Genomic DNA, 13,833 nt, shown 5'->3' on the forward strand with positions numbered 1-13,833 from the left:
CGCCCCGGCGGCAGTTGTGTCAGGTGGGCCCGTGCGAAGTGTGCGCGGGCCCACCTTCCGCTGTTACCGGACGTTCCACGCGGAGACGACCGGCTGCCCGCCCTCGGTGGCCAGGATGCTGAGCGTGCCCGGACGTCACCGTCGGCCAGCAGTGGCCGGATGCGGTCCAACACCGCGTCGGTGCGTGCGGCCCCGCCGTAGTCCCACTCCACCAGATCGGGATCGGGCCTGACATATGTGAGTCCCGCCGGCTGGGCCAGTCCGCATGGCGCGGGTGAGCGGGCTGCTCGGAACGGCGGCCAGGTGCCGTTGGGCCGGCCTCGGAGCCAAGGCCTTGGCTGCTGCCTCGCCCGCGTCGGTCAGCGGAACGTCGGTACGGCCGGCGTGCTGCCCGGACAGGCCCCATTCGGTCTGACCGTGCCTGATCAGGATCAGTTCGCCCATGGCCGGGCACCGTACCGGGCGACGCGCGCCTCAGGGGCGCACAGCCACGTCCGCCCGCCTGCGCAGGGCGAGTTCGGCGAAGACCGTCTTGCCGACGGAGCGCGGCTCGACGCCCCAGCGGTCGGCGAGCCGGGCGACAATGAGCAGTCCGCGCCCGTAGCAGTCGTCGTCCCCGGCCTCGCGCAGGCCGGGCAGCCGCTCGCCCCGGGGGGTCGCTGACCTCGATACGCAGGGTGGTGGCGGTGAGGATGAGGTGCACCCGGAAGAGCCGTCCCCGCATGGAGCCGTGCAGCAGGGCGTTGGTCGCCAACTCGCTCACCAGCAAGGCGACTTCCGCGACGTGGTTGGGGTACCCCCACTCGGACACCAGCCGCACGGCTCGACGCCGGCAGAGGCTGACGCTGCGGGCGGTGGGGGTGTAGTCGAGGCGGTCCTCGCGGAGGACGGGCTCGGGGGCGGGGACCTTCTCCTGGGCTGCGGTCATGGAAGCGGGCCTCTCGGTGAGGGGGCGGTGGCGATGTCGCGCCTGCGGGGCGCCGGTTCGGGCGCGGGGCGGGGCGGCGAACTTCCGCCGAGCGGTGCCGCTGTGTGAGCGGAGTGATGCCGAACGTAGCGACCCTTGAGAACTGCGCGCAAGTGAAACGGAGACACTTGTCCCCAATGGGTGATGGTGGTCGACTACCGGCCTTGCGGGACGAGACACTGAGTCGGTGAATCGAGCGACTCAGCAAGGCAATCGGTCGTCAACTGTCCTCGGCCGCAGACTTGGTAGCGAGCTGTTCCGCCTGCGTGCTGCGTCCGGGAAGACGCAGCAGCAGGCCGCCCAGGTCATCAGTGCGACCAACTCGAAGATCGTGAAGATGGAGCGGGGATGGGTTCCGATGAGGGACCCGGACATCCGCACTCTCTGCGAGTTCTATGGCCTTGCGGACGCGAAGCTCATCAGTCGCCTGCTGGAGGTGGCCCGGCTCGACAGGGAACGTCGCAAGGCGAAGGGCTGGTGGAATCAGTACCCGGAGCTGCGCTCTCTGGTTGAGTACGTCGCGCTCGAAGACATCGCGACGGGGATCAGAACCTGGCAAGGGGCGTTCGTGCCCGGACTGCTTCAGACACCGGACTACGCCAGGGCGCTCGCAGTCGGCAACGCGGACTGGGACGACCCGGAGGAGATCGAGCGTTTCGTCGAAGCGAAGATCGCTCGCCAGGGGCGCCTGGCGGACAACAACCCGCTCGCTCTGTGGGCGATCGTCGCAGAAGGCGCCTTGCGGCAACTGGTGGGCGGTCGCGAAGTGATGCGTACGCAACTGGCACGTCTGGCAGAGGCGGCCGCCGAGCCAAATGTCACGGTGCAGGTTGTCCCCTTCCTGGCGGGCTCACACCCGGGCATGACCAGCGCTTTTAGCGTGGTGTCGTTCGCTGAACCCGGTGCGATGGACGTGGTCTACATGGACACCACGTCGTCTACGCTGTGGCTGGAGAGCGAGACGGATGCCGCGCGTCACAACGTCACGTTCGGCCGTGTCGCCAGAAACGGACTCGCTCCCCGCGATTCCATCGCTCTGATTGGGCGTATTCGCAAGGAGCTGTAGTCGTGCCCCACTTCGAGTTCGTCAAGTCCAGCTACAGCAGCGGCAACGGCGAGTGCGTCGAAGTAGCCGGCAATGTCCCTGGGGTCATAGCCGTCCGCGACTCCAAGGATCCCATCGGCCCCCATATCCTCCTCGCCCCCGCCGCGTGGGACGCCTTCCGGGAGGCCTTCGGCCGGGGGGCGTAGGACGCGCCTTTCGCGTACGGCCCCCGGCCCCGGCTGCGTACCGAACCGAGGCTCGCGGCGAGGGTGACCTCGGTGCCCGTGCCCCCCGTTGAGCAGCCGACGTATTCACGAGCTGAGCGGCCTTCGACGCGGCGGTCAGGCGGCGCGGCGGGCCTTGCGGCGGCGCACCGCGACGGCGGTGCCGCCACCGGCGACGATCAGCGTGGCGGCCACACCGGCGATCGCCGCGGTGTTGTCGTTCGTGCCGGTGTCGGCGAGGCCGGAGCCATTGGCCGCGGCCGGCGGGGCGCTGTGGGTCTTCATGGTCGTGCCGATCCAGCCCGCGTAGGCGGGCGCGCTGGTGTAGAGGCCGGGACCCTGCGAGCACGGCACCTCCGGGGCGCCGGGCCCCGAGGTGACGCCGATCAGCTCCCAGCTGCCGTCCCGGCCCTTTTGGACCTGCGGTCCGCCGGAGTCCCCGAAGCACGCCATGGCCTTGGGCACCGTGGTGATCGTGCACAGCCGGGTCCGGTCCGCGTAGCCGGGCGCGCACTCGGATGCGGCGGCCCTGCGGGTGTTCAGTTCCTGGAGCCGGTCCGGGAACTTGAACTCGGTGTCGGCGGTGGTGCCGAAGCCCAGAAGCCGGGTCGGCGTGCCGGGATGCCCGGCCTGCTCGGCGATCTTGATGGGCTTTTCGGTGACCGGCCGGTCCAGGCGTACCAGAGCCAGGTCGTTCTTGTTGGCGGCCTTGCCGTCGCCGTTCACATAGTCGGGGTGGACGAAGGTCCGGTCGATCTTCCGGACGGTGCCACCGGACTTGCGTTGGTCGCTGCCGACACGCACGATGCCGTCCAGCTCCAGGCCTTCGCCCTTCACGCAGTGGGCCGCCGTCAGCACCCACCGCTCATCGATCAGTGACGCCCCGCAGGTCCCGTCGTGCAGACCCAGTGTCGGGGCCGACTCCGGGATGGTCGCCATGAACGGGTAGCTCTCGGTGGAGTCCGACCCGTTGACGATGGCTCCCGCGTTGCCGGCCATGACGGTGACGCAGGCAGCGGCGGCGAGAGCGCCGACGGCAGCGGTGCGGGCGGCTCGGCGGCGGGGCGGTGCGAAGCTGAACACAGAGGGGTCCTTTTTGTTCGATTGATCCTTATGTATTCAGCTTCGTTGTCCGAGTCCTGCTGGGCCATCCGGGCAACGGGCCGGTCGGTGCTGGGGCCAGCCCCCCTTCGCGTGGGGGAAAGCTCGTCATTGATGACTCCGCGTGCTCCGCTGCACCGTCAACCGGGGCACCGAGCTGGTGAAGCCGTCCTCGTCGTTCACCGCGCCTCAATCCGGGGCGGGGGAACTCTCGCCCGAGTCATCCATGTGCCGCCTCTGTGTCGAGCCGGGATCTGATTCTGGCCCTATTGCTGGTTCACGGATGTGATCGCGATTCGGAGAGGACCTCAAATTGAGCTCAGATAAGCATCGAAAAACTGTGTGCGCTGCCTTTCCTGTGAGTAACTATGGTCACGGCCGCTCCGGTGGGATGCGGACAATGGGGAGGTTCTTATGGGCATTATTGAGACTGGATCAGAGCCCGGGACGATAGACGTCGCGCCGCCGGCCGGGAAGAACGTGGGCCGGTACACGTGGGAAGGCTGACCGCCTCGCGGGGTGCCGGTTCCAGTCGCGGCATCGCCCTGCTGGCCGTCGCGGTCGCTCTGGGGGTAAGCGGATGCAGTGGCGATGGGGACTCCGCAACAACGCACCCGTCAGCTTCGAAATCGGCAGTCGCCACTCCTTCTCGGAGCAGCGACAGGGCTGGTCATGTTGACGGAGAGAAAGTCACGGTAGCGCCCAAGCCCGTAAATGACGGGAAAGTCCTGCTCTCCGCGGCGTCGAAACACGGAAATGCCGAGATGCCGCTTGGGGCCGGAAGCGGAGTCGAGCCGCTGGCGATTCAGGTGAATTGCCAGGGCAAGGGAACACTCAAGGTGTTCATCGAGCCAGTAGGCGTATCTTTCCCTCTGGAATGCGTAGAGGGGGAAGTCAGCAGTACCTACAACGAAATGAGGGTCAAAGGAGCTCGCGCTGAGGGCAGTGTGCGGGTGTCGGCGCCTTCGGACGTCCGTTGGGCTCTCACAGTCGAACAGTAGTCGGCAAGTCCAGTCGGCCGACACCAGGGCCTGTCCGGTGGATCTCGCCGGACAGGCCCTGAACTCCCCTGTACAGCTCAGCGCTTGAGCATGAACGCAAAGTCGCCGGAGGTCTTGCCGCTCAGCCGGGTAGCCGAAACGAGCTTCCCCTCCGTGATCAGCCTTTCGACCTCCGCCCGCGGAAGACCGCACCCTTCAGCGATCAGCCGCACCGGCCGGACAGGAATCCGCGCCGCGAAGCGGACCGAGATGTCGATCACCTCGTGGTCCGGGTGATCCGGTTCGCCGGTGTCGAGGCGCCAGGCGCCGTCCCAGTCGAGGGCGATGCGATTGCGGCGCCGTAGGACCGGATCCTGGAGCAGCTCGGCCGCCAGGCCGGGGTCGTTGTCGTGCATCCGGTCCAGCAGCTCCGGCCGTATGGAGCGCACATGCGTGCGCTCCAGGACCGTGAGCTTTGTGGTGTCCCCGCAAGTGGTGCAGAGAGCGAGGAGCCAGGCGTCGAGCAGCTTGTGGTGCGCGTTGACGCGGAATTTGCCGTTCGTCCGGAAGCTCTCGGACGCGCACGTGTGGCAGCGGCGGAGAACGCGTGGCAGGCACGTGGGCATGACGACCCAGTTGTTGAGCACAGAAGTACACCGGTTTCAGTGAGAAGTCCGCAGCAAAAAGCAGCGCGGCGCACAGGTGCGACGCGCGACAGATCAGCACTCGGGAGGTCTCAAACGGTGTACAACGGAACGCCCTTGCGTAGACGACGTGGGTCGGCAGCACGGTAACCGCGCACAGTGGCGCTGTTCCAATGGTTTTGAAGCGCGTCACGGCAGGCAGGGTCCGTTGCCTGACCGGTCTCTCGGATTCCGGATGTCTCAGCGGGTCGATCGGCCGGCGACGTTGAACGTCAAGCTGTGCCCAGAGCCGCCGCCCCCGCGATCAACCCCGCGGCGCGAGGACCCCATCCTTCATCAGATCGGGCGAACTACCATTTTTGATGTGGTTGAGCCGAATTGGGCGCCATAGGATCCGTCGAATCGTCCGGAAGAGGGCGGCATTCGTCGCGTATTGCACGCGCCCCCGCTCGTCCCGGTCCAGTGCGCTGTTCGGACCCTGCGGGGTAGTTCAATTTGGGGTAGATGTGACCACTTTGGGTCGTAAGGCTGCCGCGGTGATGGCCGCGGCGTTGGCATCGGTGGGCGTGGGCAGCGGCGCCATCGCTTCGGCGGAGACCCCGTCGGCGCCATCGTGCAGCGGGGCGGAGTGCCCCAGTCTCCAGCCGGTCAACTTGTCAGCCAGTCAGGGCTCGTTGAACGTCACACAGATGCAGCTGGAGAACCTCGCCGCGACCGCCGTCGACGCTGTCACCGGACAGCCCATCCGCGGAGCGCAGGTGCAGTTCTACACCACCGGCGGTCGACTGCTGGGGGCGGCCTACACGAACTACAACGGCATCGCCGGGATCAGCGCATCGGAGAATCTCGGCCCAGGCACGGTCCAGGAACTGCTGACCGGCTACAACGCGGTGCTGGTCGGGGACGGCATCCACACCCCGGCCTCCGCTCACGGGGCGATCACCGTGGGAGACGACGGAAGTCTGCTCTTCAGTGACCGCAAGCTCAAGCGGGACGTGCTCCTGATCGACTGGAGCCGGTAGCGGTGCGGGTCTTCCGCCGGCGGTCCCGGGTCCCTGATCGCAGTGCCCCGGCTCGGCTTTCGGCTGAGGCGCGGGAGAGCGGCGGTGTGGCTGCGGCCGGCGCCGTCAGCGGCTATGCGGTCCTGGAGACCGTGGCCGCGCTGCCCGTCAGTAGCTGGCGCTATCTCTGGGAGCCCGAAGAGGTGCGGCACATCGGGCCGATGGCTCAGGACTGGCACGCCGCCTTCGGCTTCAACCAGGACGACACCACCATCAACCCGGTCGACGCCAATGGCGTCCTCCTGGTGTGCGTCCAGGCGCTCACCCGCCGGGTGGAAGAACTCACGGCCGAAGTGGGCCGTCTGCGGGCCGAGGGCGTGAACGAACCAGAGGTCGCGCGACAGGGATCTCGCGCCGGGGTCCCGGATGAATCCGGGCAGACCGATCAGGCAATGGCCCCTGCCACCGTAGTTCGCGTGGGTGAGAGCCGGTAACGCCGGGGTGTGCGCTTACCCGTGAGGTAATCGCCCTGGGCTGCCCGTTCCGGCAACAATGGTGACGTCCACGTCGGAGGACGTGGGTCGCGAACTGGAGGAGCAGCCATGGCAGTTGTCACGTCCACGACCACGCGCGCCGCCGTCGAGGAGTTGCTGCGCCGGATCGGCGAGGGCGACCCCGAGCGCATCGCCGAGCTGTATGCCGAGCGAGTCGACTGGAAGCTGGACTGGCCGGAGGCCGAACACGGCCGCACCGCCACCCCGTGGATCCGCCACCGGTCCACCCGCGCCGAGGCCGCCGCCCACTTCCGCGAGCTTGCCGAGCACCACGTGCCCGGGTCCGCGGCCACCGAGATCGAGCGCATCCTCGTGGACGGCGACGACGCGGTCGTGATCGGCGAGATCCGGCAGACCGCCCGGTCCACCGGACGTGCCTACCGTGCACGCTTCGCCCTGCACCTCACGGTCGAACACGGTCTGGTCACCCGGCACCACGTCTACGAGGACAGCCTCGCGGTGGCTCAGGCATTCGAGGTCCAGGGCCCGGACGCGGACCCCGCTCCGTCGGGAGCATGACGCTGTCCGCCCTCAGGGTGCACGGGATATCCCCCCGCCGATACACCTGCCCGTCGGATGTCGTCCCGGCCGGCGGTCGGCGATCGTCGGTTCCCTGACGCGGATCGCGTACGGGGAAACGGGGAGACTGTGCGACTCAGGAATTCCAAGGCCGCAACGGCGCTTGTGGCACTGGCACTCACAGGCGGGGCGATCGTGCCCGCCGCGGCGGCGCAACCGCCGGCCGTGGACGGCACCTGGCGGGTGAACGGCTACGGCACCGTGCTGCGCATCGCGGACGGACGATTGCAGGAGTACCAGACGACCTCGGTGAGCTGCCTGAAGGGCGAATCCGCGAAGCAGACGGGGAAGGGCGTGTTCAGCGCCGACGACGGGACGCTCCTCACCGTGCGGCCGGCGGCCGGGTCGTTGGAGCTGTCCGGTTCGGCGGGGCGCAGGGAACTGCGGCGGATCAGGGCGCTGCCGCAGGCGTGCAAGCACCCCGTGCCCACGGACCCGGTGACGACGTTCGACGTCTTCTGGCAGTCCTTCGAGGAGAACTACCCCTTTTTTGCCGCCAAGGGCATCGACTGGCATGCCGTACGGGACACCTACCGGCCGAAGGTGCACGCGGACACGAGCCGTGACGTCCTCTTCTCCCTCTTCAGCGACATGGTGAAGCCGCTCTACGACGCGCATGTCGCCGTCTTCGACGGGGAGCGCCACTTCGCCGGGGTGCGCCCGGGTACGGCGATGCCCAGTGACACGCTGGACGCCAGGATCAAGAACCACATCGTGGCGCGCGACCTCAAGGGCGGGAAGCCGCGGGAGTTCGCGGAAGGGCGGATCAGTTACGCGGACCTGCCGGACGGGCTGGGCTATCTGCGGATCTCCGGATTCGGCGGGTACAACAAGAAGGACTCCTCGTACGCGGCCCAACTGGCCGAGCTGGACCAGGCGCTGGACGCGGTCCTCACCACCGGGCGCACGGCTTCGCTCACCGGGCTCGTCATCGACGTCCGGATCAACGGCGGCGGCTCCGACGCGCTCGGCGTGCACATCGCGGAGCGCCTGACGGACACCCCGTACACCGCCTACCGGAAGCGCACCCGGTACACCCGGCCGCAGCCCGTCCCCGTACGGCCCGCGAAGGGCGCGCCCCGCTACGGCGGTCCGGTCGCGGTGCTGACGGCCGGGACGACGTTCAGCGCGGGCGAGACCTTCGCGCAGGCGCTCATCGACCGGCCCGGCGGGACCATCCGGATCGGGGAGCCCACCCAGGGCGTCTTCTCGGACACGCTGGACCGCGTGCTGCCCAACGGCATGGCGGTCTGGCTGCCGAACGAGGAGTTCCTGAGCCGCTCGGGGCAGACCTTCGACGGCGCGGGCATCCCGCCCCACATCCGTACACCGGTCTTCACCGAGGAGGAGTTCGCGAAGAACCGCGACTCGGCCTTCGACGCGGCGATCGCGGCGCTGCGGCGCTAGACCCCGCTCCCGCCCCCGCCCCCCGGTCAACTCCCCAGTGACTGAAACTCGATGACCGGCCGTGCCGCTGTGGTGCCGACAACAGGTGCGTTGATGCGGGGCGGGATGCCGCCATGTCACACATCCGCCGGACCCGGCCCATTGCTGCGCGCCGGTTCCGCTGCGAGATTCCGGGACGGGCTCGCGACCGAGCCGGGACACGTCACCAGAAGGAGCAGCGTGAGACGTAAGCGACCCAAACCACTCACTACGATCGGCGCAGCGGTGTTGACCGCTGCGGTCCTGATCATCGGCCAGTCGCCCAGCGCCGCGGCGGCGACGGACGGTCCGGGGGCGGGCGGCCCGCGGGCGCCCGTTGCGGATCCGTCGCCGGCGGCCGACGATCCGTATCGGCCGACCACGGACGACAAGGGATTCCAGCCGCTGGACGCCACGGCGCCGGCCGGCAGGAGTTCGGAGAAGCTCGGGGCCCACGACACCCAGGTGCTGCAGCAGGCGCAGGCCACCGAGACCAAGACCGTCACGGTGATGCTGCTCGCCGAGTTAGGCAACACCAAGGAGGTGACGGCGGCCGTCGCCAAGGCCGGCGGCTCCGTGGGCAAGGTCCAGCCCGAGATCGGCTATGTGCGGGCCACTGTCCCGACCGGCAAGGTCCAGAGCCTGGCCGCGCTCCCGGTGGTGAAGGCCATCGATCTGGACAAGACGTTCCGTGTGCCGAGCCCGGAGCCGGGCAACGCCGTCAGCCCGGCCGGAGCCGGGGCGAGGGCCGCTCATCCGGCGGCGCCGAACGCGACCACGCCGGCCGACAATCCGTATATGCCGGTCAACGACATCGGTGCCGTCGATTTCGTTGCGGCGCATCAGAAGTGGGACGGGCGCGGGATCACTGTCGGAGTGCTCGACACCGGCGTCGACCTCGATCATCCGGCCCTGCAGAAGACCAGCGACGGGCGGCCGAAGGTGGTCGACTGGGTGACGGCCACCGATCCGGTGACGGACGGCGACGGAACCTGGGTGCGGATGAGCAAGGCGGTGACCGGGCCCCGGTTCAACTACGCCGGGGCCGACTGGACGGCCCCGGAGGGTTCGTTCCAACTCGGCCTGTTCTACGAGATGAGCACCACCCAGAGCGATTTCGGTGGCGATCTCAACAACAACGGCACCACCACCGACAGGTTCGGCGTGCTGTACGACCCGCAGACCCACCGCATGTGGGTGGATGCCGACGGCGACCACGACTTCACCGATGCGCCGGCGATGCTGCCGTACGGCCGGCAGCGGCAGATCGGCCACTTCGGCACCGAAGATCCGCAAACCGCCGTCACCGAGCGGATTCCGTACGTCGTGGACTACCGGGACAACGTCGATGTGTCGCCGCTGGGCGGCAGTGACGTCGGCAAGGTGGCGAACTACGTGAACATCGGCTTGCCGTCGGGGTCGCACGCCACCCATGTCGCGGGAATCACCGCCGGCACGTCGTTGCTCGGCGGCGCGATGCACGGTGTGGCTCCGGGCGCGCAGATCGTCTCGTCCCGGGCCTGCACCTGGGGCGGCGGTTGCACAGAGGCGGCGCTCACCGAAGGCATGATCGACCTGGTCGTCAATCGCGGCGTCGATGTGGTCAACCTGTCGATCGGCGGACTGCCGGCGCTCAACGACGGATCCGACGTGATCTCCCAGCTGTACAACACGCTGACCAGCCGCTTCGGCGTGCAGATCGTGGTGGCGGCCGGTAACGAGGGCGCGGGCACCAACACCGTCGGCGCCCCGGGGGTCTCCTCGTCGGTGCTGGCCGTCGCAGCGTCGGTGAGCAAGGAGACCTGGTGGGCCAACTACGGTGCCGCGGTCGACGCACCGCAGGGACTGTTCGGGTTCTCTTCCCACGGCCCGTCCGAGGACGGCGCGCTCGCACCCGCGGTCAGCGCCCCGGGATCGGCGATCTCCTCGATCCCCGGCTGGTTGGAAGGCGAGGTCGTGCCGGAAGCGCGCTACTCGCTGCCGGTCGGCTACGGCATGGCGAACGGAACCTCGATGGCGGCACCCCAGGTGGCCGGAGCCGCTGCCCTGTTGCTGTCGGCGGCGAAGTCCCGGAACGTCGAATCCGGTCCAACGGCGCTGCGCGCCGTGCTGACCGGAACGGCGGCACACATCGACGGAGTGCCGACCACCGCCCAGGGCGCCGGACTGGTCGACATCCCGGCCGCCTGGAAGCAGCTCTCGAAGGGCGTGCGGGTCGACAACTATGACGTCTCCGCTCCGGTGTGCACGGCGCTGTCGGGCAATCTGGCCGCCCCGAACAGCGGCGCCGGGATCTACAACCGGTGCCTGCCCGGGTCGGGTGGGCAGCCGGTCGCGACCGGCAAGTCCTACCCGGTGACGGTGACCAGGACCAACGGGAAGGCCGGGAACACCAGTAGCCGAATCGGCTGGATCGGCAATGACGGCACGTTCCGGGCGCCGAAGACCCTCTCGTCGCGGCGCGGCACCTCGAACACCGTGACGGTGACCGCCACTCCGGCGACAACCGGTGTGCACAGTGCGATCATGACGATCGACGATCCGGCTACGGTCGGCATCGACCGGTTCGTGGCGGTTACCGTGCTGGCGGCGGATCCGTTGCGCGGCCCGGCCTATCAGGTCAGCAGGACCGGAACCCTTGATCGCGCCCAAGCGACGTCGTTCCTGGTTGCGGTGCCGCAGGGCGTCGAAGCCCTGCAGCTGAACCTCGGCGGACTGGCCAGGGGCAGCCAGATGCGCGTCCTGCCCATCGGTCCCGACGGGATCCCGGCAGACTCCAACGCCAGCAATCACTGCTACACCGGATACAGCGATCCGGCCGGATGCGATCCGCGATCCAGGGCCGTGCTGCGGCCCAAGGCGGGCATCTGGGAGTTCGTCGTGGAAGCCCGACGGACCTCCGAGACCGCCGACAACCCTTTCACCGCGTCGATTTCGTTGCAGGGCATGTCGTTTGCGCCGGACGTGACGACGTTGCCCTCGGCCACCGTGCACCAGAAGGCGTCGGTCGAGTTCACCGGGACGAACACCTGGGGCACGGCGAAGCTCAAGGCCACCGACGGTGAACTCGGTTTTGTCCGGAACCTGTTCTCCACCGTCGCCAACGGACAGCTCACGGCGAATCGGGTCGACGTGCCGCGGCAGTCGACGCGACTGGACGTGACGCTGACCCCGCGCGCCGACGATGCCGATCTCGACATGTACATCGTCGGAGCCCGCGGCGTCGCAGCCACCAGCATGGACATCGGCCCGGGCGTGGAGCGCATCGTCATGGACGATCCGGCACCTGGCACCTACTACGTGGTGGTGACCGGCGCCGACGTCGCGTCCGGCCCGGTGACCTTCGACTATCACGAGGAGATGTTCTCCCGCGGCATCGGGACCATCACGGCACAGTCCGACAAGGCGTTGCGGCTCAAGCCGGGACAGTCGATGCCGGTGGCCGCCGACATCGACCTCAGCGCGGTCACCCGGACGAGCGAGCCGGTGATCGGCCGGGTCCGAGTGGCCAACGCGGACGGCACCATCGTCGGCGCGGCGAAGGTCAGGATCAACAGCGTTGTCGCGCCGAAGCTGTCGGCGGTGAAATGGGAGAGGCCCTTCGTCGGTGCCAAACTCACCAACAGCGGCGTCGTCGCGGGTGATCGGCAGTTCAACTCCACGATGACGCCGACCACCTGGACCAAGGAGGCCGGGTTCACCGACCTGGCCCTGGGGAGGGCGAAGAACGGCTCGGCACTGGACATGAATGAGCACCGGGAATCGGCCGGGATGCTCTATTACGGTGGTGAGGAAGGCACCCGGCCGGCCGCGTGGGCGGCCGACGGGAGTGTGACGGATCTCGGGCTGCCGGACTGGCGGGAGAGGGCCTACGACAGCGGGTTCGCCACCGGCGTCAGCGACAGCGGCACCGTCGTCGGGTTCGCGAGCCTCCAGTACCGGGAGAACGATCAGGGGCACACCTACGTGGACTCGTTCAGTTGGACCAGAAGCGGCGGTTACGCGAAGCTGGCCCACCTGTCGGGCGACACCACGGAAACCCAGCCGAGGGCGATCAACGCCCAAGGCACTGCGGTCGGGTCGTCGCGCACCGCTGAGGGGCAAGTGCGAGCCGTCACCTGGAAGACCTCAACCGGGAAGATCACCGATCTCGGCACCCTTCCCGGGCAGTCCGACTCGGTTGCCCTGGGCGTCAACGCGACCGGCTCGGTGGTCGGCGCCAGCGGGGACGACGCGTTCGTCTGGACGCCGAAAGCCGGAATGAAGCGCTTGCCGGACTACGGGTTCAACGCCAAGGCGGAGAAGATCACCGCCGACGGCTGGATCCTCGGCACCGTGGAACTGCAGCCCGACTTCGAGGTTTCGGCGATGTGGGATCCGCAGGGCCGGCTCTGGGATCTGTCGGCGATGATCCCCGGGGACGGCTGGTTCCTGCCGACCTACAGCTTCGGCATCAACGAGAACCACGATCTGATGGTCTACGGCGAAGGCGGGCCCGCCGGGTCCTCGTCGAGCACTGTCCTGCTGCACATACCGGATCAGATCTCCGGCTAGCCCTTGCGCACCGACCGCGACCGTGGCCGGCCCGAGGCGACTCGGAGCCGGTCACGGTCGCGGCCGTACCAGCCGAGCAACAAGGTCAGCATCTCCCGATCCGTCGGATCGACCAGGCCGCCCGACGACGGCACGCACGCGGAGGCGGAGGTGTGGATTCCGGTGGAGCGGGTGGGCGGCTGAACGGATCGTTCCGCGCCGAACGGCGGTAGCGTCGGCACTCATGAGCTGGCTGCCCGACGACTTCGTCCGCCCCGTCCACGTACCCGTGCCCGGCACCGCGCTTCATCTGCGGCCGATCCGGGAGGCGGACACCCCGCTGGACTACCCCGCCGTGATGGGCTCCCGGGAGCGCCTGTGGGAGATCTTCGGCCCGGCCTGGGCCTGGCCCCCGGAGACGATGACCCAGGAGGAGGACCGGCTCGACCTGGTGCGGCACGAGCAGGAGATCGCCGCGCACAAGTCGTTCAACTACGCGCTGCTGGACGCGGAGGAGACGGCGGTCCTCGGCTGCGTCTACATCGACCCGCCCGAGCGCACCGGCTCCGACGGCGAGGTCTCCTGGTGGGTGGTGGACGGCCTCGTCGGCGGCGAGGCGGAACGCGCGCTCGACGCGCTGGTGCCGCAGTGGATCGCCGCCGACTGGCCGTTCCTGCGGCCCCGTTACCTGGGCCGGGACATCACGTGGCAGGACTGGCTCGGGCTGCCGCGCGCCTCGTGACACACGCGCGAGGCGCGTGTCCGCAGCCGGGACCGGGC

12 protein-coding genes are annotated in these 13,833 nt (G+C 68.7%); 9 read left to right on the plus strand and 3 right to left on the minus strand.

Annotated elements, in window-relative coordinates; translation table 11 throughout:
* Positions 1-135: 135 nt before the first annotated feature.
* A complete protein-coding gene (locus tag OG322_RS18620; RefSeq protein WP_241200066.1) occupies positions 136-444 on the minus strand; it encodes a histidine phosphatase family protein in 309 nt (102 codons plus the stop codon).
* Here OG322_RS18620 and OG322_RS18625 point away from each other — a divergent pair.
* The 3 genes from OG322_RS18625 (at position 418) to OG322_RS18635 (ending at position 2,218) form a co-directional block, all read left to right on the plus strand.
* Positions 418-663, plus strand: a complete 246-nt coding sequence (locus OG322_RS18625; protein WP_185095449.1) for a hypothetical protein — start codon at positions 418-420, stop codon at positions 661-663. The genes OG322_RS18620 and OG322_RS18625 overlap by 27 nt on opposite strands.
* A 491-nt stretch (positions 664-1,154) precedes the next feature.
* Entirely contained in the window at positions 1,155-2,033 is an 879-nt protein-coding gene (locus OG322_RS18630; protein WP_123460374.1) for a helix-turn-helix domain-containing protein, read from the plus strand.
* Between the two features lie 2 nt (positions 2,034-2,035).
* The gene (locus tag OG322_RS18635) at positions 2,036-2,218 is read left to right on the plus strand and encodes a DUF397 domain-containing protein (RefSeq protein ID WP_123460373.1); all 183 of its coding nucleotides are present in this window, start codon (positions 2,036-2,038) and stop codon (positions 2,216-2,218) included.
* 135 nt (positions 2,219-2,353) lie between these two features.
* On the opposite strand, the gene OG322_RS18640 is transcribed toward OG322_RS18635, so the two are convergent.
* Together OG322_RS18640 and OG322_RS18645 are read right to left on the minus strand one after the other, a co-directional pair.
* Complete coding sequence (locus OG322_RS18640) at positions 2,354-3,319, minus strand: S1 family peptidase (RefSeq protein WP_123460372.1); 966 nt, start codon at positions 3,317-3,319, stop codon at positions 2,354-2,356.
* A gap of 1,096 nt (positions 3,320-4,415) precedes the next feature.
* Complete coding sequence (locus OG322_RS18645) at positions 4,416-4,964, minus strand: DUF1062 domain-containing protein (RefSeq protein ID WP_266411539.1); 549 nt, start codon at positions 4,962-4,964, stop codon at positions 4,416-4,418.
* A 686-nt stretch (positions 4,965-5,650) separates the two neighbouring features.
* Between OG322_RS18645 and OG322_RS18650 the strand changes: the two genes are divergently transcribed.
* From OG322_RS18650 to OG322_RS18675, 6 genes are all read left to right on the plus strand, one after another.
* Positions 5,651-5,983, plus strand: a complete 333-nt coding sequence (locus OG322_RS18650) for a hypothetical protein (protein WP_241200065.1) — start codon at positions 5,651-5,653, stop codon at positions 5,981-5,983.
* A gap of 86 nt (positions 5,984-6,069) precedes the next feature.
* Entirely contained in the window at positions 6,070-6,456 is a 387-nt protein-coding gene (locus OG322_RS18655) for a tail fiber domain-containing protein (protein ID WP_241200064.1), read from the plus strand.
* Between the two features lie 108 nt (positions 6,457-6,564).
* Complete coding sequence (locus OG322_RS18660) at positions 6,565-7,035, plus strand: nuclear transport factor 2 family protein (RefSeq protein ID WP_123460368.1); 471 nt, start codon at positions 6,565-6,567, stop codon at positions 7,033-7,035.
* A 129-nt stretch (positions 7,036-7,164) separates the two neighbouring features.
* Positions 7,165-8,502: a S41 family peptidase gene (locus OG322_RS18665; protein WP_329306701.1), complete on the plus strand. Its 1,338-nt coding sequence runs from the start codon at positions 7,165-7,167 to the stop codon at positions 8,500-8,502.
* A 264-nt stretch (positions 8,503-8,766) separates the two neighbouring features.
* Positions 8,767-13,074 (plus strand): S8 family serine peptidase, encoded by a 4,308-nt coding sequence (locus OG322_RS18670; protein WP_329306702.1) that lies wholly within the window; start codon positions 8,767-8,769, stop codon positions 13,072-13,074.
* Positions 13,075-13,297: 223 nt separating this feature from the next.
* Positions 13,298-13,795: a GNAT family N-acetyltransferase gene (locus OG322_RS18675; protein ID WP_329306703.1), complete on the plus strand. Its 498-nt coding sequence runs from the start codon at positions 13,298-13,300 to the stop codon at positions 13,793-13,795.
* The last annotated feature ends 38 nt before the right edge of the window (positions 13,796-13,833 follow it).

This window comes from Streptomyces sp. NBC_01260, assembly GCF_036226405.1.
Taxonomy (GTDB): Bacteria; Actinomycetota; Actinomycetes; order Streptomycetales; family Streptomycetaceae; genus Streptomyces; species Streptomyces laculatispora.

Excerpts from the sequence above, each read along its gene's own strand:
- OG322_RS18650 (WP_241200065.1), top strand. The coding sequence starts at position 5,651 with ATGCAGCTGGAGAACCTCGCCGCGACCGCCGTCGACGCTGTCACCGGA.
- OG322_RS18620 (WP_241200066.1), bottom strand. The coding sequence starts at position 444 with ATGGGCGAACTGATCCTGATCAGGCACGGTCAGACCGAATGGGGCCTG.
- OG322_RS18660 (WP_123460368.1), top strand. The coding sequence starts at position 6,565 with ATGGCAGTTGTCACGTCCACGACCACGCGCGCCGCCGTCGAGGAGTTG.
- OG322_RS18675 (WP_329306703.1), top strand. The coding sequence starts at position 13,298 with ATGAGCTGGCTGCCCGACGACTTCGTCCGCCCCGTCCACGTACCCGTG.